The organism is Streptomyces sp. NPDC085927 (genome assembly GCF_044540975.1).
Lineage (GTDB): Bacteria > Actinomycetota > Actinomycetes > Streptomycetales > Streptomycetaceae > Streptomyces > Streptomyces hirsutus.
The window spans coordinates 221,171-246,491 of the sequence record NZ_JBITSN010000011.1; the positions used below are offsets into that span (position 1 = coordinate 221,171).

The 25,321-nt window shown below is 69.7% G+C and carries 17 protein-coding genes and 2 pseudogenes; 16 read left to right on the top strand and 3 right to left on the bottom strand.

Features of this window, described 5'->3' with window-relative positions:
• Window positions 1-136 precede the first annotated feature (136 nt).
• Together ACIF80_RS26730 and ACIF80_RS26735 are read right to left on the bottom strand one after the other, a co-directional pair.
• Complete coding sequence (locus ACIF80_RS26730; RefSeq protein ID WP_399809367.1) at window positions 137-1,744, bottom strand: NADH-ubiquinone oxidoreductase-F iron-sulfur binding region domain-containing protein; 1,608 nt, start codon at window positions 1,742-1,744, stop codon at window positions 137-139.
• Window positions 1,741-3,036, bottom strand: a complete 1,296-nt coding sequence (locus ACIF80_RS26735) for a cytochrome b/b6 domain-containing protein (protein ID WP_399809371.1) — start codon at window positions 3,034-3,036, stop codon at window positions 1,741-1,743. The genes ACIF80_RS26730 and ACIF80_RS26735 overlap by 4 nt, the downstream gene beginning before the upstream one ends.
• A 524-nt stretch (window positions 3,037-3,560) precedes the next feature.
• On the opposite strand from ACIF80_RS26735, the gene leuS reads away from it, so the two are divergent.
• The 14 genes and pseudogenes from leuS to ACIF80_RS26805 all read left to right on the top strand — a co-directional run bounded on the left by leuS (window position 3,561) and on the right by ACIF80_RS26805 (window position 24,158).
• A complete protein-coding gene (gene leuS, locus ACIF80_RS26740) occupies window positions 3,561-6,449 on the top strand; it encodes a leucine--tRNA ligase (RefSeq protein WP_399809374.1) in 2,889 nt (962 codons plus the stop codon).
• Between the two features lie 224 nt (window positions 6,450-6,673).
• Complete coding sequence (locus tag ACIF80_RS26745) at window positions 6,674-7,450, top strand: hypothetical protein (RefSeq protein ID WP_399809376.1); 777 nt, start codon at window positions 6,674-6,676, stop codon at window positions 7,448-7,450.
• A gap of 86 nt (window positions 7,451-7,536) precedes the next feature.
• Window positions 7,537-8,382 (top strand): DegV family protein, encoded by an 846-nt coding sequence (locus tag ACIF80_RS26750; protein ID WP_399809379.1) that lies wholly within the window; start codon window positions 7,537-7,539, stop codon window positions 8,380-8,382.
• Between the two features lie 118 nt (window positions 8,383-8,500).
• The gene (locus tag ACIF80_RS26755) at window positions 8,501-9,784 is read left to right on the top strand and encodes a helix-hairpin-helix domain-containing protein (RefSeq protein ID WP_399809382.1); all 1,284 of its coding nucleotides are present in this window, start codon (window positions 8,501-8,503) and stop codon (window positions 9,782-9,784) included.
• Window positions 9,781-11,718, top strand: a pseudogene (locus ACIF80_RS26760) (ComEC/Rec2 family competence protein); the annotation flags it as partial. The gene ACIF80_RS26755 and the pseudogene ACIF80_RS26760, both read left to right, overlap by 4 nt.
• Before the next feature lie 128 nt (window positions 11,719-11,846).
• Window positions 11,847-13,319, top strand: coding sequence for a site-specific integrase (locus ACIF80_RS26765; RefSeq protein WP_399809384.1), 1,473 nt, complete (start codon window positions 11,847-11,849; stop codon window positions 13,317-13,319).
• Window positions 13,316-15,082, top strand: a complete 1,767-nt coding sequence (locus tag ACIF80_RS26770) for a hypothetical protein (RefSeq protein WP_250075205.1) — start codon at window positions 13,316-13,318, stop codon at window positions 15,080-15,082. Before ACIF80_RS26765 ends, ACIF80_RS26770 begins: the two co-directional genes overlap by 4 nt.
• Window positions 15,079-17,193, top strand: coding sequence for an integrase (locus ACIF80_RS26775; RefSeq protein ID WP_399809387.1), 2,115 nt, complete (start codon window positions 15,079-15,081; stop codon window positions 17,191-17,193). The genes ACIF80_RS26770 and ACIF80_RS26775 overlap by 4 nt, the downstream gene beginning before the upstream one ends.
• Window positions 17,190-17,609: a hypothetical protein gene (locus ACIF80_RS26780; protein ID WP_250075202.1), complete on the top strand. Its 420-nt coding sequence runs from the start codon at window positions 17,190-17,192 to the stop codon at window positions 17,607-17,609. The genes ACIF80_RS26775 and ACIF80_RS26780 overlap by 4 nt, the downstream gene beginning before the upstream one ends.
• Before the next feature lie 503 nt (window positions 17,610-18,112).
• Complete coding sequence (locus ACIF80_RS26785) at window positions 18,113-19,996, top strand: hypothetical protein (RefSeq protein WP_399809390.1); 1,884 nt, start codon at window positions 18,113-18,115, stop codon at window positions 19,994-19,996.
• On the top strand, window positions 19,993-20,415 hold the full coding sequence (locus ACIF80_RS26790; RefSeq protein WP_399809393.1) for a hypothetical protein: 423 nt from the start codon (window positions 19,993-19,995) through the stop codon (window positions 20,413-20,415). Before ACIF80_RS26785 ends, ACIF80_RS26790 begins: the two co-directional genes overlap by 4 nt.
• 428 nt (window positions 20,416-20,843) lie before the next feature.
• Window positions 20,844-21,869: an ABC-three component system protein gene (locus tag ACIF80_RS26795; protein WP_399809396.1), complete on the top strand. Its 1,026-nt coding sequence runs from the start codon at window positions 20,844-20,846 to the stop codon at window positions 21,867-21,869.
• A complete protein-coding gene (locus ACIF80_RS26800) occupies window positions 21,866-22,333 on the top strand; it encodes an ABC-three component system middle component 2 (protein WP_250075194.1) in 468 nt (155 codons plus the stop codon). Before ACIF80_RS26795 ends, ACIF80_RS26800 begins: the two co-directional genes overlap by 4 nt.
• On the top strand, window positions 22,326-24,158 hold the full coding sequence (locus ACIF80_RS26805) for a hypothetical protein (protein WP_399809400.1): 1,833 nt from the start codon (window positions 22,326-22,328) through the stop codon (window positions 24,156-24,158). The genes ACIF80_RS26800 and ACIF80_RS26805 overlap by 8 nt, the downstream gene beginning before the upstream one ends.
• Before the next feature lie 300 nt (window positions 24,159-24,458).
• Here the strand turns inward: ACIF80_RS26805 and ACIF80_RS26810 are convergent, their stop codons facing one another.
• On the bottom strand, window positions 24,459-24,773 hold the full coding sequence (locus ACIF80_RS26810) for a transposase (RefSeq protein ID WP_387664784.1): 315 nt from the start codon (window positions 24,771-24,773) through the stop codon (window positions 24,459-24,461).
• A 181-nt stretch (window positions 24,774-24,954) separates the two neighbouring features.
• Between ACIF80_RS26810 and ACIF80_RS26815 the strand changes: the two genes are divergently transcribed.
• Both ACIF80_RS26815 and ACIF80_RS26820 read left to right on the top strand, forming a co-directional pair.
• The gene (locus ACIF80_RS26815) at window positions 24,955-25,146 is read left to right on the top strand and encodes a helix-turn-helix transcriptional regulator (RefSeq protein ID WP_250075190.1); all 192 of its coding nucleotides are present in this window, start codon (window positions 24,955-24,957) and stop codon (window positions 25,144-25,146) included.
• Between the two features lie 35 nt (window positions 25,147-25,181).
• Window positions 25,182-25,321: pseudogene (locus ACIF80_RS26820) on the top strand (IS5/IS1182 family transposase); the annotation flags it as partial.

Consider the following 25,321-nt stretch of genomic DNA (forward strand, 5'->3'; position numbering starts at 1 on the left):
GGTGGTATGTATTACATTTCTCCTGACCACCAACCCTGTCGGGGGCGCATCATCCTCTGGTTTCACCCGTCCTGGGGGGGTTGTGGTTTGGGCGCCGGGGGGGCCCGCCCGGGGGGGCGCCCCCCACGGACCCGTGTCAGCGGCCCAGCGCGCGCCGGCCGCGGCCCTGGGAGAGGACCGGCAGATTGCGGGAGGGCGCCTTGGACTGCGTCCCCTCCTCGACGCGCAGGGCCAGCGCCGGGCAGCGGCGCACCGCGCGGATCGCCTTGGCCTCCGCGTAGCGCGGCACCTGGGCCTGGGCGACGGTCGGGAAGCCGTCCGCGCCGAGCTGGAAGACCTCCGGGAGGATGTCCGCGCACAGGCCGTGGCCCCGGCACAGCGTCCAGTCGACGAAGATCTTCTGGCGGCTGGGGCCGTTCTCCTCCCCGCCCCCGCCCGGGATGCCCGTAGGGGCCCTGCCCCCCTCGAAGAGCGGCAGCACGCCCTCCACGGGGCGCCCGCAGCCGTTGCCCAGGACATGGGCGGCGAGGTCGTCGGTGAACGCCTTGACGGTCGACTCCAGGAACATCGCGGAGCCGTCCGGATGCGAACACGCGCCGCGCCGCTTCACGTTCTTGGCGACCTGCTTGACCGCCTCCAGGGCGGCGGGGCCGCCGCCGTTGAGGATGTCCTCCAGGCCGCGCGCGGCGGCGGGCAGGCCCAGGTAGCAGGGGCCGCACTGGCCGGCGCTCTCCTCGGCCAGCCACTTCGCCACCATCAGGGACTCGCCCAGCGGGCAGGTGTCCTGACTGATCGGCAGGATCGCGCCCGCGCCGAGCGCGCCGCCCACCGCGTCCAGGGAGTTGCGGGAGACGATCGCCTCGTTGACGGTCGCCGCGTCGATCCACTTGCCGTGGTAGCCGCCGGTGAGCACGCCCTGCGGCATCGGCGGCGCGCCGGCGAGCTGGAGGACGTAACGCAGCGGTACGCCCGTCGGGACCTCGATCACCATGGGGCGGGGGACCGCCCCGGAGACCGTGAGCATGACGGTGCCCGGCTCGTCGTACAGGCCGGTGTTGCAGTAGCGCTCCGGGCCGATGCGGGCGGCGATGGCGAGCTGCGCGAAGGTCTCGGCGTTGGAGAGCAGGGTGGGCGCGCCGCCCACGCCGTTCTTCGAGGCGCTGACCTTGCGGCCCGGCGGGACCGCCGGGCCCCCGTCGATGGAGCGGATCAGCGAGGCCGCGGCGCCCGTGACCATGCGCACCGGGTTGAGCTGCACACGGGCGCGCAGCGCGGACCGGCGCCCGTTGTTGAGGCCGCGTTCGGCGAGCGCGGCCTCCATGGAGCGCTTGGTGGACTCCCGGGTGACCCCCACCACGAGCGTGCGGGCACCCATGGCCTCGGCGCACAGCAGCGCGCCGTCCAGGATGAGGTGCGGAGCACGGTTGATCATCACCGTGTCCTTGCGGCAGGCCGGTTCGTCCTCGCTGCCGTTGACGACGACGACCGGCCGGACGCCGCGTTTGATCGCCGTCTCGGCGACCGAACGCAGCTTCTTGTGGAAGGGGAAGCCGGCGCCGCCGCGTCCCCTGAGGTTGATGCGTTCAGCGAGCTGGGCGAGCTGTTCGCCGCCCATGGGTTCGAGCGGCCCGTGCACCTTGAGGTGCATGGGGAGATCGAGCCGGTCGACAAGGTCGAAGCCCGACGTGAGCTGGGGAAGTCCGACGACGCGGACTTCGGGTACGTCGGGCAGAGCCTCGTTCACTTGAAGCCTCCGGAAGGCGTGTTCCAAGGTTCGCCCGATCCCGGTGCGTCGAAGTCGTACGACGCACCGGGAGATGGATCAGTGGCGGGACCGCTGTTGTACGTGTCACTCGGGTTGTACGTGTTGTAGAGGCCGTTCGACTCACCGGTGTCGCGCACATCACTCGAACCGTAGCCGGAGGCGGTCGAATTGTCGTAGGTGGGGATGTTGTATCCGGTGTCCTGGAGCGGGTCGTAGGCCGACGGCGGGGCCTCGCCGACCGGCGGCGGGGACGGGATGGGCCAGCTGCCCGAGGTGCTGGAGGGGCCGTCCAGGCGCGGCGCCTCCATGGTCTGCCCGCCCATCGCCTGGCCGCCCATCGCCTGGCCGTCGAAGGTGGGGACGGCCTGCGTGGGCTGCATGTCCAGGGGCAGTTCCATGCGGGCGGTCTGGTCGGCGTAGAGGGGCTGCTGCGGCTGGGACGGGATGGAGACCGCGCGGTAGGCGGCCGCGAAGCCGTCCGTGGGGTCCGGGGCCGGCGGTGCGACACGTTCGGCGGTCTCGTACAGCGGCCGGGCGGCCGGCTCGGGGCGGGACCGGGAGTTCCGTCTGCCACCGCCCTCGTAGCCGGGGAGCGACGCCTCGGCGGCGCGGGCCCGGCTCTCGTCGAGCTTGTCGCGGCCCTGCTGCTCGGCGAGGCCGAGCAGGCTGGTCACCCGGTCGGCGACCTTGCGTTTGACCCGCGCGGGGGAGGCGCGCAGGAAGAGGGCCGCCATGACGCCGAGCAGGGACAGTCCGTACAGGATCAGGAAGATCGGCTTGGCCGGTCGACCCGCGTAGAGCCCGTGGACCAGCGCGGCGCACCAGGCCGGGTAGGCCAGCATGTGCATGGCGCGCCAGCGGGCCGCGACGGGGGCCGGCGAGGCGAAGCGGTTGCGCAGGACGCCGGTGATGCCGACGAAGATCATCAGCATTCCGGCCAGGGTTCCCAGGCCGAGGAGGAAGGACCTGCCAAGGGCTGCCTCGTCGTCGGTGAGGGCCAACCCGAAGGGGATCACCGCGGCGATCCACGTCGTGTGGTCCAGGGCCAGCTTGATGCCGATGTGCACCAGCAGGAAGGCGATCGAGGCGACCGCGGTCGTCCGGTGCACCGCCTGCGCCAGGATGCGCTGGCGCGGACCGAGCAGGACCCGGTCCTGGGCGACCAGTCCCCAGATCACCGAGCAGCTCAGGCAGACGAGCGACAGGACGCCCACGCCGAAGTTGAGGAACTCGGCGAACCAGTCGTCCGCCGTGCTGTCGTCCGGCCTCACGCCCTACCTCCCCACGTCACGACGGAAGGAACGACGGCATGCGGGTACGACCGACCGGCAGCCGGCCGGCCCTGAACGGGCGGCGGGCTGCTGTCTGGACGAGGGTTCATGGGGGAACTCCGAACGTTCGGGAGAAGCGGTCCCGGGCCGCACTCTAAACCTCGTTGTACCGGGGAGTACGAGGTTTGAGTTATTGCGCTGTTATCAAAAGACAATCCGGCCGTTGTAATGCCCCATAGGGGTCGTTACGCGAAGTAACCTTTGACTGATATTCAGGGAGGCGGTCGGGCGGGAGCGCTTTCCGCGGGCGGGCGAAGCGTGTCGCGGCGCGTTCCGGGCCTGCGGTACCCTGGCGCCATGCGTGCCGTACGCCTTCTGCTTAGCGAGCCGCGCTGATCAGTCCCGGCCCTGGTCGAACCAGTTGGTCGGAATCGGCGCGGCGTCCCCTCCTGTGCGAGGGGATTTTTCATTTCCGAATGTCGCAGCAGCCGTGGGCGCAGACGATCGATGGAGCTTTGAGGATCATGAGCGAGACGAACCCCGCGGCCACCGCCCCTGTGTCGGCGGAGGCCGCGCCGCACCGCTACACGGCCGCCCTGGCGGCCGAGATCGAGGCACGCTGGCAGGACTTCTGGGACGCCGAGGGCACGTACGACGCGCCCAACCCGAGCGGCGACCTGGCGGGCGACCCGGAGGCGGTGGCCCGGCCCAAGAAGTTCATCATGGACATGTTCCCCTACCCCTCGGGTGCGGGACTGCACGTGGGCCATCCCCTGGGATACATCGCCACCGACGTCTCCGCCCGGTTCCAGCGCATGACCGGCCACAACGTCCTGCACACCCTGGGCTTCGACGCCTTCGGCCTGCCCGCCGAGCAGTACGCGGTCCAGACCGGTACGCACCCGCGCGTGTCCACCGAGGCCAACATCGAGAACATGAAGGCCCAGCTGCGCCGGCTGGGTCTGGGCCACGACCGGCGCCGGTCGTTCGCCACGATCGACCCGGACTACTACAAGTGGACCCAGTGGATCTTCCTGCAGATCTTCAACTCCTGGTACGACGACGAGGCCGGCCGGGCCCGCCCCATCACCGAGCTGATCGCCCGCTTCGAGTCCGGTGAGCGCCCCGTACCGGGCCACACGCGCGCGTGGAGCGAACTGAGCGAGGCCGAGCGCGCCGACGTCCTGGGCGGCTTCCGGCTGGCCTACGCCTCCGACGCGCCGGTCAACTGGTGCCCCGGGCTGGGCACCGTACTGGCCAACGAGGAGGTCACCGCCGACGGCCGCTCCGAGCGCGGCAACTTCCCGGTCTTCAAGGCCAAGCTGCGCCAGTGGAACATGCGCATCACCGCCTACGCCGACCGGCTGCTGTCGGACCTGGACGCCCTGGACTGGCCCGAGGCCATCAAGCTGCAGCAGCGCAACTGGATCGGCCGCTCCGAGGGCGCCCGCGTCGACTTCCCGATCGACGGCGAGAACATCACCGTCTTCACCACCCGCCCCGACACCCTGTTCGGCGCGACCTACATGGTGCTGGCGCCCGAGCACCCGCTGGTCGAGAAGTTCACCCCGGCCGCCTGGCCCGAGGGCACCCACGACGTCTGGACCGGGGGCCACGCCACCCCGGCCGAGGCCGTCGCCGCCTACCGCGCGCAGGCCGTGTCCAAGTCCGACGTGGAGCGTCAGGCCGAGGCCAAGGACAAGACCGGCGTCTTCATCGGCTCCTACGCGACCAACCCGGTCAACGGCGAGCAGGTGCCCGTCTTCATCGCCGACTACGTCCTGATGGGCTACGGCACCGGCGCGATCATGGCCGTCCCCGCGGGCGACCAGCGCGACTTCGAGTTCGCGCGCGCCTTCGAACTGCCGATCCGCTGCATCGTCGAGCCGACCGACGGCCGCGGCACCGACACCTCCACCTGGGAGGACGCCTTCTCCTCCTACGAGGCGAAGATCATCGACTCGTCCAACGACGAGGTGAGCCTGGACGGCCTGGGCGTCGTCGAGGCCAAGGCGCGCATCACCGAGTGGCTGGAGCGCCGGGGCATCGGCGAGGGCACCGTCAACTTCCGGCTGCGCGACTGGCTGTTCAGCCGGCAGCGCTACTGGGGCGAGCCCTTCCCCATCGTCTACGACGAGGACGGCACCGCCCACGCCCTGCCCGAGTCGATGCTGCCGCTGGAACTGCCCGAGGTCGACGACTACTCCCCGCGCACCTTCGACCCGGACGACGCCGACACCCGGCCCGAGACGCCGCTGTCGCGCAACGAGGACTGGGTCAACGTCACCCTGGACCTGGGCGACGGCCGCGGCCCGCGCGCGTACCGCCGCGAGACCAACACCATGCCCAACTGGGCCGGCTCCTGCTGGTACGAGCTGCGCTACCTGGACCCGCACAACAGCGAGAAGCTGGTCGCCCCGGAGATCGAGCAGTACTGGATGGGCCCGCGCGAGGGCATGCCGCACGGTGGCGTCGACCTGTACGTCGGCGGCGCCGAGCACGCCGTCCTGCACCTGCTGTACGCGCGCTTCTGGTCCAAGGTGCTGTACGACCTGGGGCACGTGTCGTCGGCGGAGCCGTTCCACAAGCTGTTCAACCAGGGCATGATCCAGGCCTACGTCTACCGTGACAGCCGCGGCATCGCGGTGCCGGCCGCCGAGGTGGAGGAGCGCGAGGGCGCCTACTACTACCAGGGCGAGAAGGTCTCCCGGCTGCTGGGCAAGATGGGCAAGTCCCTGAAGAACGCGGTCACGCCGGACGAGATCTGCGCCGAGTACGGGGCCGACACCCTGCGCCTGTACGAGATGGCGATGGGCCCGCTGGACGTGTCACGGCCGTGGGACACCCGCGCGGTGGTCGGCCAGTTCCGGCTGCTGCAGCGGCTGTGGCGCAACATCGTCGACGAGAACACCGGCGAGGTGACCGTCGTCGACACCGAGCCCGGTGAGGACACGCTGCGCGCCCTGCACAAGGCGATCGACGGGGTGCGCCAGGACCTGGAGGGGATGCGCTTCAACACCGCCATCGCCAAGGTCACCGAGCTGAACAACCACCTGACCAAGCAGGGTGGCCCGGTGCCGCGCCCGGTCGCCGAGGCCCTGGTGCTGCTGGTGGCGCCGCTGGCCCCGCACATCGCCGAGGAACTGTGGCGCGCGCTGGGCCACACCGGCTCGGTCGTCCACCAGGACTTCCCGGTCGCCGACCCGGCGTACGTCGTCGACGAGACCGTCACCTGTGTGGTGCAGATCAAGGGCAAGGTGAAGGCCCGCCTGGAGGTCCCGCCGTCCATCTCCGACGAGGAGCTGGAGAAGGCCGCACTGGCCGACGAGAAGGTCGTCGCCGCGCTGGACGGGGCCGGGATCCGCAAGGTGATCGTGCGGGCGCCCAAGCTGGTGAACATCGTTCCGGCGTGACGGCGTGACGGCGTGACGGCGTGACGGCGTGACGGCGTGACGGCGTGACGGCGTAGGACGGGGCCGGCCGGTTGCCGGCTGCGGGCCGTCGGCTGCGGGTTCGGGGTCATCCCCTACGGGCAGGTTCGGGGTTCTTCCGGAACTCCGGGCCTGCCCGTTGCGTTTACCGTTGAAGAACGGCGCGGTGTGTGGCGGGTGGCCCCAGGGCCCGGAGGAGGAGTCTCGTGGAAGCAGTGATCGCAGTACTGGCCCTGCTCTTCGTGCTCTTCGTCACGCTGGGCGTGTACGCCACCGTGAAGGTCGTCGGCGCCGCCAAGCGCAGTGCGGACCGTCACATCACCCAGGCCCGCCGCACGGTCGAGGACCACACCCTGAAGGTCAAGTCCTTCGCCCAGTCCGGCCCGGCCGGTGAGATCGCCCAACTCAGGCTCAAGCTGCGGACGTCCATGCGCGCCACCCAGGACGCGCTGGATGCCGGAGCCGCGGAGGACCAGTCCCTCAAGGAGTCCCTCGGCCTTTTCGAGCGGCTCAGCGCGCACGGGCACGAACTGGACGCCGAACTGAGGCGCCTGGAGTCCGAACCGGACCGCGGCACCCTCGGCAAGCGGCTGCCCGAGCTGCGTGAGCGCACCCATCGCATCGCGCGGTCGGCGGACTCCCTGCGCTGGGCGGCCCGTGACCGCGCCCGCCACTTCGCGGAGGACGACCTCGACTCGCTCAGCACCCAGATCGACCTCGAGACCGGTGCCCTGCGGCACTGGACGACCACCGGCCAGCAGCCCGCGCCCGGGCCCGCGGCCACGTCGGAGTCCTCGCCCCCGCGCCGGCCCGAAGCGCACGTTCCGGACGGCCCGGCGGCCGGCCGGACCCGGCCGGACACCTCGCGGCCCGACGCCGCGCGGGAACCCGCGTCCGAGCCGGCGCGGCCCGCGATCACACCGGCTGCGCCGCGTCCCGTCTACCCGTGGCAGAAGAAGCCCCGCCCGGAGAGCACCACTTGATCCGGGCGCACTGATCCGGACACGGCCCCGCCCGGCCCGCCGGGCCGGGCTGCCCAGGGAGCGGTACGCCAGGTAACCTCCAGCTCATGTCCCGCCATGTCGCTATCGTCACCGATTCAACGGCCTACCTTCCGGCCCGGACGATGGAGCGGCACGGCATCACGGCAGTCCCTCTGACCGTGGTCCTCGGCGACCGCGCGCTCGAGGAGGGCACCGAGATCTCCACTCGCTCCCTCGCCCAGGCGCTCCAGAAGCGACGGCCGGTGACGACGTCCCGGCCCGGCCCCGAGGTCTTCGCCGAGACCTACCGCAGGACCGCCGAAGCCGGTGCCACGGGCATCGTCTCCCTCCACCTTTCCGCCGAACTCTCCGGCACCTACGACGCGGCGGTCGTCGCGGCCCGCGAGGCACCGGTGCCGGTGCGGGTGGTGGACACCGGCATGATCGCCATGGCGCTCGGATTCTGCGCGCTCGCGGCAGCGGAGGCCGCGGAGGCGGGGGGCAGCGTGGACGAGGCCGTCACGGCCGCGGAGAAACGGGCGGTCGGCACCGCCGCCTACTTCTACGTCGACACCCTGGACTATCTGCGCCGGGGCGGCCGTATCGGGGCCGCGCAGGCACTGCTGGGGTCGGCGCTCGCCGTGAAGCCGCTGCTCCAGTTGACCGACGGCCGTATCGAACCCCTGGAGAAGGTGCGCACGGCGTCGAAGGCCATCGCCCGCCTGGAGGAGATCGCGGCCGAGCGGGCGGGCGCCGCCGAGGTCGACATCGCCGTCCATCATCTCGCCGCCCCGGAGCGTGCTTCGGCCCTCGCGGACCGGCTGAAGGTGCGGGTGACCGGACTGGCCGAGCTGCACGTCAGCGAGGTCGGCGCGGTGATCGGGGCGCACACGGGGCCCGGTCTGCTGGGGGTCGTGGTCTCGGCCCGGTGAGGCCGCGGCGGGCCTGCGCCGGCCCGTACGGGTGAGGGAGTTGTCCACAACCGGGCAGTAATCCACGGGAATCAAGCAAGATCATCGCGAATGCGGTGGTGTGCCCGATCCTCCTGGCATGGCACATCGATCACACTCGCGTTCGCGTTCGTACTCCCTTCCACGTTCAGCGACGGTGGCCAGTGGCCCGGGCCGCGCACCCGCGTCCGACGGCCGCGCCCGACACCGCCGGCCGACCACTGCCGACCCCGGCACCGGCTCCGGTGCCGGGGTCGGGATCGCCATGGGGGCCGGGCTGGGGCCCGGTGAGCGGGCCCGGCACGGGCACCGGCTCCGGGGCGGGCGGGACCGCGATACCTCGGCGGAGGAACTCCGGCGCCGGACGGAGGCGCTGTTCGGGGAACCGGACGGGCGCGGCGGCCGGGGAGTCGGAGGCGGCGGACGTGCCCGGGGCGTGCCGAGCTGGGCCGTGGGTGGCGTGGACGAGCCGGTGACGCGATCCCGGAGGGACAGCACGGTCGCGGTCGGCACGGTCGCGACCGAGGGCGATGTGGACGTCGGGGACGGACGGACGTGGGCGGAGGCCCCCGAGCCGGTCGCCTCGGACCCGGTGGGGCCGGGGGAGCGTCGGCCGGCCGGCCGGATGGGGCTCGCGTTGAGGGAACGGTTGCCGTTGTGGGTGCGGACGCGGTGCGGGCTGGAGCGGCGGAGCGTGGTCGCGCTGTCGGTGGTGCTGGTGGTGGCGGTGGGCTTCGCCGTGCAGCACTTCTGGACCGGGCGGACGCAGCCCGTGCGGGCACCGGAGGTGGTCGGGGCGGCCGTGCCCCACCGCGGGAGTGGAACGGAGAGCCCGCCGGTGACCTCGGCGGGGGCCGCCGACGAGGCCGGCGGCACGAGGACGGGCGCCGGCACGGGCATGGCGGGCACCGGCGCGGGGACGGCGCTGCCCGAGATCGTGGTCGACGTCGGCGGCAAGGTGCGCGATCCGGGGGTCCATCGTCTCCCGGCCGGCTCACGGGTCGCGGACGCGCTGCGGGCGGCGGGCGGAGTACGGCCCGGAACCAGCACCGACGGGCTCAACCGGGCCCGCTTCCTCGTGGACGGGGAGCAGGTGATCGTCGGCGGCCCGACACCGGCACCGGTCCCGGGGGCCGGTCCGGCCCCGGCGGCGGGTGGTCCGGCCGGAACGGCGCCGGGCGCCGGGCCCGCGACACCGGTGTCCCTCAACACCGCGACGCTGGATCAGCTGGACAGCCTCCCGGGGGTCGGTCCCGTGCTGGCCCAGCACATCCTCGACTACCGCACCCGCAACGGCGGTTTCCGCTCGGTGGACGAACTGCGGGAAGTGAACGGCATCGGCGACCGCCGCTTCGCGGACCTGCGGAATCTCGTACGGCCATGAGGAGCCCGACGGACTCGACGGACGCCGGGCGGACACATACGGGGCACCTCGCCCCCGCGGACTCCGCCGCCCACGCCCGGCCGGCCGTGCACGCCGCCTCCGGGAAGCGGCTCGGGGCCTCCCATCCTCGGCAGGAGGGACCGGCCGACCTGCGGCTCGTACCACCCGCGCTGGCGGCCTGGGCCACGGCGGCGGTGATGCTGCACGCTCCTCCCGGCCTGGTGACGGGCACGGTGATCGCCGCCCTGCTCCTGGCCGGAGTCCTCCTCACGCCGCGGAACCGCCGGGCGGGACCGGGACCCGCGGAGCCGCGACCTGTGGGACCGGGAGGTGCGGGACCGGGACCTGTGGGAGCGGGAGACACGGGACCGGGACATGCGCGGGTCCTGTCGCGGGTTTCCGGAGCCGCGGTGCTGCTGTGCATCGCCGCTGCCGCCGGATCGGCGGGTCTGCACGGTGCCGATGTGCGGCGGGGTCCGGTGCCGGAGCTGGCGCGGGAGTACGCCTCGGTCACCGCCGAGGTCGAACTCACCGCCGATCCCCGGCTCACCCGGCCGCGGCCCGGCGGCAGCCGTACGGCCCCGCCGGCCGTGCTCATCGAGGCCGACGTGCGGCGGGTGGAGGCGGCGAGGGACGGAACGACGGTGGCGACCCGGGCGCCGGTGCTGATGATCGTCGACGCGCGTCCGTCCCGTGCCGTCACACGGGACGGGCAGGAGCGGGCACGGGGCCCGGAGGGACAGTCACCGTGGCTCGGGCTGCTGCCGTCCACCCGGCTGCGGGTCGAGGCCCGGCTCGCGCCCGCGACGGCGGGCGGTGACCGGTTCGCGGCCGTGCTGCGCGTCGGGGGCGCGGACGGGCCGGAGACGGTGGGGGAGCCGTCGGCGCCGCAGCGGCTGGCCGGGCGGCTGCGCGCCGGACTGCGGGCGGCGACCGATGGGCTGCCGGCGGACGCGCGCGCCCTGCTGCCGGGGCTGGTCGTGGGCGACACCTCACGCGTCACCCCGGAACTGGAGGAGGCGTTCAGGGAGACCGACCTCACGCACACCCTGGCTGTCTCCGGGGCGAACTTCACGATCCTCCTCGCCCTGCTCCTCGGCCCGCCGGGGCTGGCGCAGTATGCCGAGCGCCGCGGGCTCGCGTCCCGTCTCGGCCTCCCGCTGCGTACGACCGCGCTGCTCGGCGGGGCGCTCTCGCTCGCCTTCGTCGTCGTGTGCCGGCCGGACCCGAGCGTGCTGCGGGCCGCCGCCTGCGGATCCGTCGCGCTGCTCGCGCTCGCCACCGGCCGCCGCCGGTCCCTGATCCCGGCGCTGGCGACGGCCGTCCTGCTGCTGGTGCTCCACGACCCGTGGCTGGCCCGCAGTTTCGGCTTCCTGCTCTCCGTGCTGGCCACCGGCGCCCTGCTCACGCTCGCGCCGCGCTGGAGCGCCGGGCTGCGACGGCGCGGGGTGCCGCCACGGCTCGCGGAGGCGCTGGCCGCGGCGGGCGCCGCGCAGGCGGTGTGCGCGCCGGTGGTCGTGGTGCTGTCGTCGCGGGTGAGCCTGGTGGCGGTGCCGTGCAACCTCCTCGCCGAGTTCGCGCTCGCCCCGGCCACCGTGCTGGGCTTCCTGGCTCTGGCCACCGCCCTGCCGGCGCTGCCGGTGGCGAAGGCGCTCGCCTGGTGCGCGAGTTGGCCCGCGGAGTGGATCGCGCGGATCGCCCGGACCGGGGCGGCACTGCCCGGCGCCGGAATCGACTGGCCGGACGGCTGGGCCGGGGCGGCACTGCTCGGGGCGCTCACCCCGGTCCTCCTGCCGATTGGCCGGAGACTGCTGCGGCACCCCTGGTGGTGCGGGGCCTGCGCCCTGCTCCTGGTGCTGCTGGTGGTGCAGCCGCCACCGCTGACCCGCGCGGTCACGGGCTGGCCGCCGCCGGGCTGGCGCATGGTGATGTGCCGACCATTCCCTGTTGGGTGAGCGTGTTGAAGCGGCACGACTGGTAGGTGGGGCACGTGGGGTGGCAGGTCTATTGGGTACCTGAGCGGCGGTTGATACCGGCGGATCGGATACCCGTACTCGCGGGGATGAAGGACCTGTCCGAGCGTGAGGATCGGCTCGGGATCCATCCGGGAGACCCGATCATGCTGTCGCCGGATTACCGGATCGACGAGCTGCTGAGCCGGTACCTGTGCCGGTCGGGGTTTGCGAAGTTGGCACCGGAGACCAAGCGCAACTACACGGACGATTACTGCCTGTTCTTCGACTTTTTGTGGGACCGGGGGAGGGTATGGAACCAGGCCACGGACGATGACCTCGCGGATTTCGAGTACTGGCGGACCCGGGCCAGCGCGAATCCGGGGCGGGTCGGCGGATCGCGCTGGAACCGGGGGTTGGCCGCGCTGACTCGTCTCTACGAGTGGGCTGAGCGGCGCGAGCACGTCGTGCGGAATCCGGTGCTGATGCGCGACTTTGTAGGCCGGTCCGGGACGGTGATCCGGGTTCCGCAGGCTCGGGCGAAGGACGCCAAGACCAGCGACGTTCACTGGCTGACACCGCGGACGTTTCGCCTCTGGGTGGACGTCGGTCTGCGTGGCCACACGGCCCAGGGGGTGCCGGCGGCGGGCTGGGTGGGGCGGCTGGAGGACCGCAATGCCGCCTTCGCGGACCTGCTGCTGTCGTCGGGGATGCGGCTGACCGAGGCCGCATCGCTGCTGACCATCGAGATGCCTCGCACGCGGCTGGGCGGCGCCCGCTACTATCCGGGACGTCTGGCGCCGGTGGTGACGAAGTCGAGGCGGGCCCGCACCTTCTACGCCTCAGCGCCGGTAGTCGGCGAGGTCGAGGGCTATGCGGAGTCCTCGCGGGCGGACGTGATCCGCCGGGCCCAGGCCAGGGGGCGATACGAGCGTCTGCCGCAGATGCGGCTGGTCACGAAGGTCACGGGTCTGCGCAAGAAGGTGCTGCACTGGCGCGACCAGGACGGGATCGAGGGGCGGACTGCGCTGTCCGAGGCGGACGTCGCCGAGCGGCTGACGCTGTTCATCGAGGGCCCCGCCGGGCCGGAACCGCTGTGGTTGTGGTTGAACGAGTCCGGTCTGCCGTTCCGCCCGGCGTCGTGGGAGAACGTCTTTCGCACCGCGTCGCTGCGATGCGCCGAGGTGCTGGACGGTGTCGTCGCCGAGCCGCCGTATTGCACTCCGCACATGGCCAGGCACTCCTTCGCCCTGTTCATGCTGGTGGTCCTGCACCACGTCGTTGACCTGCGGATGGGGCTGACACCGGAGGAGAGGCGGGACTTCCGGCTTCTCTATGGAGACCCCTGGCGGATGGTCCAGGACCTCCTGGGACATGCCCAGTTGGAGACGACCCGGGAGATCTACCTCGCGCCCGTCTCGGACCTGCAACTGCGGTCGCTGCTGGCAGAGCCCGAGCCCGCGGAGGGCGACGGTGAGGGATGGTCCCAGGACCGGGTCACCTCGCTGCTGGCGAGGATCGCCGAGGAGAGCGAAGGCATTCAGGACATCGACGCCAAGCTCACCGCGGCGGTGTCGGCATGAGCCGCCGCGGCCGCAAGGCATCCCTGCCCACAACTCCCTTCCGCCGTACCCCTGTTCTCGGCGAAGACCCGAGCGACGTGGTGGTACGCCACACCACCAAGCAGGGCTCCACACGCGCCTATGACTTCGGGCGGCTGCCGATGCCGGCGCCGATGCAGCGCTCGCTCGCGGTGCTCTTCGCGGCGAAGTGCACCAGTGGCGCCTGGACGTCGCTGAAGACGAGCGAGGGCACGTGGCGGCACCTGAAGGCCCTGGGCACGTTCTTGTCCAGTCAGGAGAATCCGCCGGCGGACGTCCCGGATCTGACGGCCGCGACGTGGTCGGCCTGGAGGCTGAGCCGCAAGACCAAGGCGCAGACCGGCTACGACCAGGTCATGGTCACGCAACTGCTGCTGCGGGCCGACAGCCGCCTGCCGCAGGAGGTCAGGGCGGTGATGGCCCGGCGCCTGCCGGAGCCGAAGGTGCAGGAGCGGGCTTTCGACCCGGATGAGTTCCGACAGATCAAGGCCGCGGCCCGGCGGACCTTCCGGTCCGCGCTGCTGCGGATCCGTGAGAACACCGAGTACCTGAACGCCTGGCGCAACGGCGAGTTCGTCCGAGGTAGCAAGGAGTGGGAATTCGGCGAGGCCCTGGACCTGCTGGCACGGACCGGGGACCTGCCCCGCCGGACCAGCGCGAACGGCAGGACCCGGACCGTCGTTCCCCGCTACATGAAAGTGCTGGGCGGGGGCAGGCCGGAGGACACCTGGAAACGGCTGTTCCTGACGCGGCTGGAGGCGGGCGCGCTCGGCGTCGTGCTGGTCACGGAGTTCGGCTTCAACGGCACCACCATGTCCGAGATGCCGGTCCCGCGGGCCGTCCCCGACTCCGGAGAGAAGAGCGGAACGAAGGTCTACCGGCTGGAGCTGGAGAAGCGCCGGCGTCACGCCGGGCACCACTTCGAGTCGCGCAACCTCACCGACCACGGCGCCGACTCGGCCGGGCGACTGATCTCGGACGCTCTGGAGGCCACGGCCCACGCCCGTGCCTACGTCGCGGACCGGGCCCCCGAGATCGATCGGCTGCTGGTCTGGCGGAGCAAGGGCAACAGGAGCGCGACCGCGACCAACTCGGTCGGCGAGCTCATCCGGGTGGGCCCGTTCGGACTCGGTGCCGACACGGCCGCGGCCTCCCTCTGGGCACAACAGCAGGGACTGCCCAGCAAGGTCCTGCGGCGGGGCCGCAAGACCGTGAATGTGGTGCACCGCCGCGAGCCCGGCCAGAACACCCAGGACACCCATGACCGTGTCTACGTGCTGCCCGAGCCTCAAGTCCAGGAGGCCGCGGGAGAGGTCATCGCGGACGGCGTGAGCGATGCCGTCGAGGCGGCCCGCCGGACCGTGCTGCAAGCCCGGCTCGCCGACGCGCAGCAGGACGGCGACCAGGAGACGGCGACGGCGTCGTGCTCGGACTACGAGCACAGCCCGTTCACGCCGCCCGGCGCGGGCTGCGGGGCATCGTTCCTGCTCTGCACCGCCTGTCCGAACGCCCGGGTCGCTCCCGTCCACCATCCCCGGCTCGCCTATCTGCACGCCGCCTTGGAGAACCTCCGCAGCGTCCTGGACCCGGCCACCTGGATGGCGGACTGGTACGACGCCCACGCCCGGCTGGAAGACCTGCGGCTGCGGTTGGGCGCCGAGGTCTGGAAGCAGGCACAGCAGCGGGTCAGCGACTGGGACCGGCAGATCATCGACGACCTTCTGAACGGACATTTCGACTCGTGAGTACGCCGGCCGCCGAGCTTCCTCTGACCGTCCCGTCCACCGGCACCCCCGTCATCCCCGGGGACCTGTTCGTCGACGGCTACACCGGGCCGGTGTCCCGCTACGGCGACGACGCCTGGTCGATGGACCCGATCAACGCCAACCCGAGCACGGAACGGGCGCGCGTCCTCTGGAAGCCCTTCCCCGCTTCGATGCGCGAGGAGTTCCGCTACCTGGCCTGGCTGATGATCAATATCGCGCTGCCCGACATCTTCCTGGAGGGGCGTCCTCCCTCGATGCGGACGAGACAGTCGGCGGCCACGATCTATCGCACCGTTCTTCAGTGGAGGCGGTTCGCGATCTGGCTGAACAAGCACGGCGTCACGACCCTGGCGGCCTGCACTGACGAGCACTTCCGCGACTATGCACTGTCGTTGAACCGCAAGAAGAAGGCCAACCGCAACACGGTCAGCGCCGACCTGGTCGGTCTCACCCGGCTGTGGATGTTCGACCTGACCAGCCCGTTCTCGCTGGACATCCCTGAACCGCCCTGGGAACGCGAGGGGATCGACGACTTCCTCCCGGCCGCGTCGGCCGGCGGGGAGAACATCACCGAGGCCATCGCCCCGGAGACGATGGGCCCGCTGCTGATCTGGGCCCTGCGGGTGGTCGACGACTTCGCCGAGGACGTCCTCGCCGCCTGGGCCGAGAACCGGCAGCTGACCACGACCGCGAAGACAGCTCCGCGGACCAAGGAGGGCCTGACCCGGCTGAACGCCTACCTCGCCGAGCTGGCCGATCACGGCCGCCCCATGCCCACGATCAACGTCAACGGGCGGCGGCTGGCCGCGTCCCTCTACATCGCCGGCCTCACCAACTCGGCCCTGGCCCAGATCAACATCGCAACCAGCAAGCGGAAACGGTGGAGGGAGTATCTGGCCGCCCACCCGGGCGGATGCCCGCTGCCCTCGCCCATCAACGGCACGGTCGGCGAGGCGAGATGGACTGAGGGCATCGAATTCGACGAGGCGCCGTTGCTCATGCGTCACCTGGGCACGGCCTGCTTCATCGTCCTGACCTACCTGACCGGGATGCGGCCCGGCGAAGTACTCGGGCTGCGGTCGGGATGCTGCCCCGACCCGGACGAGGACGGTCAGCGGCACGTGATCCACGGATACGTCTACAAGACAGCCGTCGACGAAGACGGCAACCACCTCTCCACCGGTGAACTCCGGGACGTCCCCTGGGTCGCCATCGCCCCGGTCGTCTCCGCCATACGTGTCCTGGAGCGGATCGTCCCCGCCGGGGAACTCCTCTTCGGCAGCCAGTTCCACCAGTTCGGCGGCTTCGGCCAGCGGACCAAGGTCGCACTTCGCGCCGAGACCCTGCGCGAGCGAGTTGAGCACTTCGTGAACTGGGCCTCGCAACTGGCCCACGATCTGGACCGTCCGCACGAAGCCATCCCGCCGGACCCGCACGGCGCGATCGGCACGGCCCGCTTCCGCCGCACCCTGGCCTGGCACATCGCCCGCCGTCCGGGAGGACTGATCGCCCTGGCGATTCAGTACGGCCATATGCGCACCGCCGTCAGCGCCGGCTATGCCTCCCGCAGCCGCGAGGGCATCCACGACCTGCTCGACATCGAGACGGCCCGAGCGACCGCCGACACCCTCGCGACCCTGGCCGCGGACCGGGCCGCAGGCGGCGGAATCTCCGGACCGGCCGCACGGCGGGCCATCCTCGCCGCTAGCCAGGCCCCCGCATTCGAGGGCGTCGTCTTCACCGCCCGGCAGGCCCGCAAGCTCCTGACGAACCCCACCCTGGCCGTTCACGACAACCCGAACGCCTTCCTGACCTGCGTCTATAACCCGGACAAGGCACTGTGCCGACTCCGGGCGAGCCAGGAAACCCCCACCCTTGAGCGCTGCGTGTCGACCTGCGCGAACATCGCCCGCACCGACCAGCACGCGGCCGAACTCACCCTCAAGGCCGAACGACTCGACAAGCAGGCCACCGGCGAACTCGTCCCCGGCCCCCTGGCCGAACGGCTTCGGGTCCACGCCGAGGGCCTGCGCGACCTCGCAGACAAGCACTTCCGCGAACGGATCACCCTCACGGAGACACCCGCATGAGCCCCGCAGCCGACGAACGCGATCAGATCCGCGCGGCCATGGACCGCATCCTCGGCGGAACCCCGCAGCGGTCGAACGGAGCCTTGACCATCGTCGCCCTCGCGACGGAGGCCGACGTCCCCCGCAATGCCCTCACCCAACGGCACTTGGACCTCAAGAACGAGTTCTACGAGAAGGTCCGGGCCCGCGGTGAGATGCCCGACAGCGAGAAGAGGCTCCGTCGGCAACTGGTCAAGGCCAAGGAACTCCGGGCCGAGGCACTGAAGGAGATCGAACGCCTCAGGACGGACAACGAGGCACTGGTCGGCGCACTGCATCAGGTCGTGATGGAGAACCGTCAGCTCCGGCTCCAGCTGACCCAGCAACCGAACAACGTTCACGTTCTGCCCACTCAGCCTCAACCACCTGCAAGGTGATTGCCAACGAGGCCCTTGTACGTGCACTCCATCAGCAGCAGATGGAGAACCGGCAGCTTCGTCAACTGATCGCCGAGCCGGACCCACACGTTCGTGCACTGCACCAACCCCGGCCGCCTGCCCGTCCGTGACGCCGCCGGGGGCGACCACCGCCCGCAACCGGAGGGGAAGCACAGAGCCCGCGCGGCGGTGTACCTGCCGCAGGATGCGTTCCCGGGTCGGCCTGACGCACCGTTGTGCTAATCTTCTCGGCTAGTTGCATTACCGTCAGTCCACCTATCCAGTACGGCCGTTGCGTTTGAAGTGGCCCGGTCGCACCAAGGCTCCACCCGTCATTGATCGGCGAGTGTCCTGAAGGAACGGTGAGTTGGGCGGTGCGCGCCGCAACCCTGGACGGCCACCCGGCCGGGAGGGCAGGTGGGGGCACGGTGCCGAGTCAGGTCCAAGCCCTCGCTCTCTGCTGACCAAATCGGTGAGCAGGTCGAGAATCTAGGACGACCGCTGTGTCCCACGTACCCGCGTCTGCCGCCGAGCCGCAGGCCCCCCTCTTCACCGAGTCGGACATCGTTGATCACCGACGCATTGGCGCACATCTGCGGCCACCTGCCTCGCAGGCAGTGATCGACAAAAGCGTCGCGGCGTGTATCTCGGCCGGGTTGAGCCTTGAGCTAGCCGAGACGCTGACCGCCGCCGCTGCAGACCAGCAGCAGCTTCGCCGATCCCTGCGCGCGCCAAAGGTGCAGCGTTTCGGCTCCGAGGAGTTCACATACATCGAGTTCGATGTCGTGACTTGGCGCGTCCTGCCGTCGCCGGACAACATCCGGTTCGAGGACGAGCACGCTCGTGGCACGATCGGCATGCCTCGGTTCGGGGCCGTCGAGGGTGAGGCGTTGCTTACCTTCGAGATGGACTCGGCCGAGAAGCTGATCGACGCGATGGCCCCGCGGATCACCGACATGGTGGACAACAACCCGCACGTCGGCTCCATCCTCGACCGCGGTATCGAAACACCGGGATGGCTGAGCGCCCTCCGGGTTACTACGGACGTAGGCGCCGTTACGAGGCTTGAGTCCACGGATGGCTTCGGCCGTATCGTGGCCAGCCACAAAGGTCTCGGCATCACGTTTAAGGACGTTGCGTGGAATCTGCGTCCCCGCAGCCGTCGAGCGACCAACCTGCTCAAAGACCTTGTTGAGTGGGCTGGAAGCGACATGGTCACCGACGAGCAGGCTCGCAAGGTCCGCTGCTCGATCATGCCCAATGCCCGGGTGATCATCGGCTTCTCGGCCCCGCGAGGGTTCGACCGGGCACGTCGGCGTTTCGTGGCGCACTTGCACATGGCGCCCCCCATGAACTTCTCCACCGCTACGACGCTCAACGCCAAGGCAAACGCCGCGGTGGACAACCTCTACGAACGAGGTCTACTCCCCGTCCCCAGTGGGATGACCGCGGAAATGGTGCGCGACATTCTCGATGGCTCGGACCGTGAGCACGGCCTTCTCGCCGACCAGGTCGCCGTCCTGGCCTGCGGCGCACTCAATCCTCATCCGAACAAGCGCCAGGCCCGCGCGGTAAACGAGGCAATCGTCGACCTCACCGGCGCCAAGCCCAAGCTGGAGGAGCGCACTCAGCTGGCCGCTGAGGTCGCCCTGCGGGGCTTTCCTGCGGATAAGCGGCTCACTGCCCTGCGCTCATCGCTCGACCGGGCCTGGCGCTGGTCGGCCCTGCGCGGCGTCGAGCTGACCTGCACCGACCCGCTCGACCTGCTGCCCGAAGCGCTCCGCGAACTCGTACAAGCCGGAGACACCGCCGGCCCGGCCACCGCCGAGCTCGCGACGCTGGCTAGCTACCACTTGGTCGGGGGCCGCACTCAACTGCTGACCCGTTCCGAGTTCGGCGGCCGCGGCAGCAACACCGAGCCTCAGCAGATCATGCGGCAACTGGCCAAGACAGACGTCGGCCTGCGGCAGCTGTGTCAGATCGTTCTCGATGGCCGGGCTGGACGGGACCCCCAGGAGCTGGCCAAGGGCACCATGCCGGAGGACAAGCCCATCGCGGGCGCCGAACCCCTCACCCCCGCGCGGCTCCGTGAGCTCATCGACCTGTCCGACGGGGAAGGCATCACGCACGACAGCCCCGAGGACCGTTTCGCGGCGGCGCTCAAGGAGTTCCAGGGACGCCTTGACGACCTGCACGCCGCCGCCCAGGAGGTCGGCGACGTGACCGGTACGGACGGCGTGGCGCTGGTGGACACGTTGGGGTACGACAACTCCAACGTGCGGAACACGCTTGTCGAGATCACTGACCTCGTCTCGGAATGGCGAGGCGCACGCCGCCGAGCCGACCGGATGCGGGCCGACCTGGACGAGAGCGGTAACGCCCGATGAACCGCTTGACGTGCACGCTCACCCCAGAGAACTACAACACCGCGTGCGATCTTGCTGGATCCGCGCTGCTGCGACGCCTCCCCGTCGCCTCGACGATCCTGCAGATCACAGAGGATGGGGCTTGGAACGAATTCTCGACAGGCGTCTACATCGCCGCCGACTTCGAGAACGTCATCCGCTACACCGGAAGCGCGATCCGCGACGGATCGGTCGGTGACCGCGTCCAGGAACACGTACTGTCTGGACGCGCCGCACAGTGGACGCGCCTGATGGTGGTCCCACTGGTAGCAGACACCGAGGAGGACCTCGTGCGCAGGATCGAAGGTCGGATCGGAGCGGTCCTGCGGCCGCTCGACACCAAGCGGCTCCCCACTCTCGGCAGACCCCGACGGCCTGCCGCCCGCAGGACCGCTCGGTAATAGGACCAGAGGAGACAGGGAAGGCCCCCGCTGTCGTATGGGGGCCTTCAGGCTCAGGCGCCAGCAACTCCTTCGAACGGTTCATCGTCATCCTGCTCGCCGGCCACGTACTTGTCGGAACCACCATCCTGCGCACCGACGTCGACATCACTGCCCGACGGCTTACCGTCCGGCGCGAGAGCGGCCCGCCGAGGAATGACCTGCTCACACCCGACACGTGCGTTTGCCCGCCGGGCACACCGGCCCCTGGCTCCTATTTGCTCGGTTGTGGTCTTTTCGCGAACGACCTGCCAGTGATACCTCTAGTGGGTGCGTCGGCGGGATGCGGCGGCGGCATTCAGGGGGAGATGTTGGATCCGATTCAGGGCCCGCCAGAGGTGGAACGCCGGGCAAGTGGCGCGTCGCTCCTCCTCAACTATCCAACGGCCATGCAGTTTCCGGCCATGCCGTCGCCCGAGCAGATCGTCTTCACCTACCCTCCCGACGAGTTCGAAAAGTTTGTCGAGGAGTGGGTGCCCGCGCTGGACAGCCTGTACGTGCGGGTCGAGCGCCAGGGAGGGGCTGGCGACCACGGCATCGACGTGGCCGCATTCCTCACCCGCCAGGGCCTGGAAGGTCCCTGGCACAACTACCAGTGCAAGCGCTACAAGGGAACGCTGGCCTGGAGCACCGCCGCGGGTGAGATTCGGAAGATGTTCGCGGGCGTGGTCACCGGTCAGTTCATCGTGCCGGAGCAGTACACGTTCGTCGCCCCGTCCATCGGCCCCAGCCTGCAGCAGGCCCTGCAACGCCCGATCAGTACCCGCAAGAACTTCGTGGAGGCGCTGCGCGAAACCACGGACAAGGTCATCACGGACCTGGGCCCACGGTTGAGGCGCGAGGCCGAGGAGTTGGCAGCAGACACGCCGTTCGAGATCTTTCAGACCGTCAACATGAAGAAGATGCTCGACCAGCACAAAACTACTGACTTCTGGGTGAAACGATTCCCGCCGGAGTCGCCGCCCCGCCCGGCCGTCATGGCACCGCCCGAGAAGCCGGAGCCGCGTGAGGCCCGCTACGTACAGCAGCTCGCCCAGGTCTACGCCGAGCGCTGGCCCAGTGAGGCCAGCACCGTTACCCAGATCGCACAGCACCCCACGGCCGGCCCGCACTTGCGCCACCAGCGTGAAGCGTTCTTCAGCGCCGAGTCTCTGCGCCGCTTCGGCGAGGAGGCATACCCTCAAGGTCATTTCGAGGCCATTGTCAAGGACATATACGACGCAGTGGTCGACGTGGCGAGGGATGACCACCCCACGGGGTGGAGGCGCCTCCATGCCGTCACCTCGCAGGCGATCAGTGCCGGGCTGACGCAGACGGTTTTCGCTCAGCACGTGAGACCTCTGGACCGTACCGGGGTATGTCATCACCTGGCGAACGAGAACGAGCTCACGTGGTGTGAGGGAGAAGGGACATGAAACCGCTGAACAGCCCGCTGGAGATCGGCGTGCGGGCACTGGTGTTGCTCTCGGAGAGCCATCCCGATGCTCTGGACCTGGCCCAGCTCGCGCTCTTAGACCATGCCGTGCTGCACAGCGCCGAATTCGACGGACCGCCCAGCCTGCACCCGGATCTGCCAGCTCGCTCGGGAGAGCTCGGCCTGAAACGCACGGTCCTCGAACAGGCACTTCTGGTTCTCATCCGCGCCGGCCTGGCCGAACTCGAAGCTGACGGGACCGGCCTGGTCTACCGGGCCACGGAACGCGGCCCGGCCTTCGTAAACGTCCTCGAAGCCCCGTACGTTCTGCGGCTCCGCGAGCGCGCCGAGTGGGCCGTTCACCAATGGGCCCCGGACATCGATGTACGCGCCACTACCCAGTCCCTGCTAACGACTCCTCCCGGCCCCGTGACCTCTCGCCCGTTCGAGGGCCATCGTGGGTAGTCTCCAGCTGGTCCACCTCACTTACGCTGGCTCGGGCAGGCCATCAGCGCAAATCGCTTTCGGCCCCGAGCTGACCACCATCTATGGTGCCTCCGACACCGGGAAGACCTTCATCGTCAGGTCTGTCGAGTACATGCTCGGCGGTGCCCAGTTGGACATGGTCGACGAAGCCGAGGGATACACCCAGATCCTCCTTGGGCTGCTGCTACCCGATGGCAGCCCGCTGACTCTCGTCCGGCGCCCCGGCACCAACTCCACGCATCTGCATCGCGAGGACCTCCGTGACCTGGTTCATCGCCCGGCGGACGCCATCGTGAGCTCGGTGCACAACGCCCGCAGCAAGAACAGCCTCTCGATTCACCTGATGCGCGCCATGGGTCTGGACGAGGTCCTCATCCGCAAGAACGAAGCCGGTGGCACCCGCCCCCTGACCCTGACCGATCTGGTGCACCTGTCCGTGGTTACAGAGGACCGCATGATCGCCATGCCCTCCCCGGTCCTACGCACCGGCACCGCCACCACCCGCACCGCGGAGACATCGGTCATGCGGTTCCTCCTAACTGGGGAGGGAGACCCTTCCGTCGACACCGGACCCAACGCGGGACAGCGGCGTGTCAACAGGGGACAGATCAACCTTTTGGACCAGCTCGTGATCGACTTGTACGCGAAGCTTGAGTCGGACGAGTCTGAGCGCGACCTCAGGGACCGCCTGGCGCGGGTCAAAACCGCGATCGACGCGCAAAACATCGCCCTGCGCGCGGCCGACGAAGGTCACCGCGAAGCGGTACGCGAGCGCATGATGCACGCCCGCCGTCTTGCTGGGCTAGATGAGCGGCTGGCCGAGGTCAGCGATCTGCTTGGACGGTTTAGCCTGCTGGAGGACCAGTACCGCTCCGATCTGGAGCGTTTGGTCATGGTCAACGAGGCTGGCAGCATCCTCGGCTACTTCCGCGTCGGAACCTGCGTCTTTTGCGGAGCGGATCCTGAGCACCAGCACCCTGGCCACAGTCAGCAGGAGGCCACTCAACTCCACATTGCGGTGCAGGCGGAGGCCGCGAAGACGACCGCACTGCTCACCGACCTCCTGCCGACCATCTCCGACCTCGCCCGCGAACAGGAAGAGCTCACCCGGACCTGGCAGTCCGTCAAGGCCGACCTGGAGGCGCTGGATGAACTCATCGCCGAAGCCGAGGGCCAGCTCGCACCGCTCCGAGAGGGCCTTCAAGAGCTGCTGGACACACGATCTGTGGTCGAGCGGCAGCTGGAACTGCACGCGCGGATCGCGGAACTTGAGGACAAGCGCTCTCGCCTCGACGGGGAGGGAGCGGTGCCCGCTGCCCGGCCTGCGCAGTACATCGCCGCCCGAATCGTCAACGACTTCGACTCGGTCCTCCAACGCACCCTGAGCAGCTGGGAAATACCGGCAGTCGACAACTCCGGGTACGACCAGTACAACGCCGAGATCCGGGCCGGAGGCCGCCCGCGCGCCGGTCGAGGCAAGGGTGTGCGATCCGTGCTGCATTCAGCCTTCACTACCTCCCTGGCCCGCTTCTGCATCGAACGAGACCTCCCCCATCTCGGCTTCGTCGTCCTGGACTCCCCGGTGGTCACCTACCGCCAGCCAGTGAAGAACACCCCACAGGACCCCGACCTGCCCGACGTGCGCATCACATCCACCGTCGTGGACCGCTTCTACGAAGACATGCTCGCCTTCCCCGGCCAGGCTGTGATCATCGAGAACGGCGATCCGCCCCTCGGCGTCCTCTCCGAGGCCACCACCTATAATTTCACCGCCGCCGACGGACGCCCTGGCTTCCTCCCGTGAATGCCGCCGATTCGATGTTCTGCTGGGCCTGCGCTGCAGCAGCGAGGCATCTGTTGCCCTAATAGAACTCAAACGTCTGCGGGTGCAAGTGATAGGTCGCGTGCGAGCCGGCTGGCTGGCCTTTAATGGTGCGCCCATTTGAGAGATGGGTTGACGGTCGTCAGAAAACGGTAACGATATTTTTCCCAAGGTTGTCAGGTCTCTTTAGCGGCTCAGCTATTAGGCTTCTTACACGCAAGGTAGGTAACCGACGGTGTATCGGGGCTCGTGTGCAGCGTTAAGAGCCAACGGCACAGCCGTTCATTGCCTTGGTTCGAGATCCGCCGCGAACAGGACGGCAGCCGCCTTAAGGATTCCGTTAAGGCGGCGCAGGTCAGCGTTCTCTTTCTCAAGCTGACGAACTCGGGCAGTGGCGCCCGCGGTAGTTTCAGCATTTCGACCAGCTTCCGCATCGGCCTTTTTGACCCAGTGCCGTAGAACCTCTGGGTGTACCCCCAGCAATTCCCCGACCTGCCGCACGAGGCCGGAGCGTCCGGGGTTGGTCGGCCTCATCTCAATGACCATCCGGACTGCCCGTTCAATCAATTCTGGCGGGTACTTCCTCGGGGCCGGCATAGCGACGTCCTCTCCAAGAATCCTGGCTTCGTCGGCGGTCGCTTCTAGACTCGACAAGGTCGAAGCACAGCGCCCAGCGCTGATTATGCACAACTGTTCATGGCAGTCAAATGGGCGCAGATGTCAAGTCAAGTTCGTGCCTCGCCTTGATCCGCCAGACCCTCAACTCCACACCTTCGGCATGCATGTGCGTCGGTTGCGTGAGGCTCGTGGACTCACTCTTGAGGAGCTCGCCAGCAGAAGTGGTATGAGCTTCCGGGGAGTGGTCTACATCGAGCACGGACGTCGCAACCCAAGCTTGACCACCTTGATCAAGCTTGCCCGCGGCCTGCAGACCGAGCCGTCCACGCTCCTCGCAGTCTTCGACGGCTAAGAGGTCATCTCATTTGGTTCGGTAGGCTGTCGGCCGTGGCAGGGATCGTTGAGCGGCTGGTGCCGGATGAATTGTGGGAGCTGTTCCAGCGCGTGGTGCCGGAGGCGCCTTCGCGGCCCCAGGGCGGCGGCCGGCGCCGGCACGGCGACCGTGAGGTGCTGGCCGCGATCGTGTT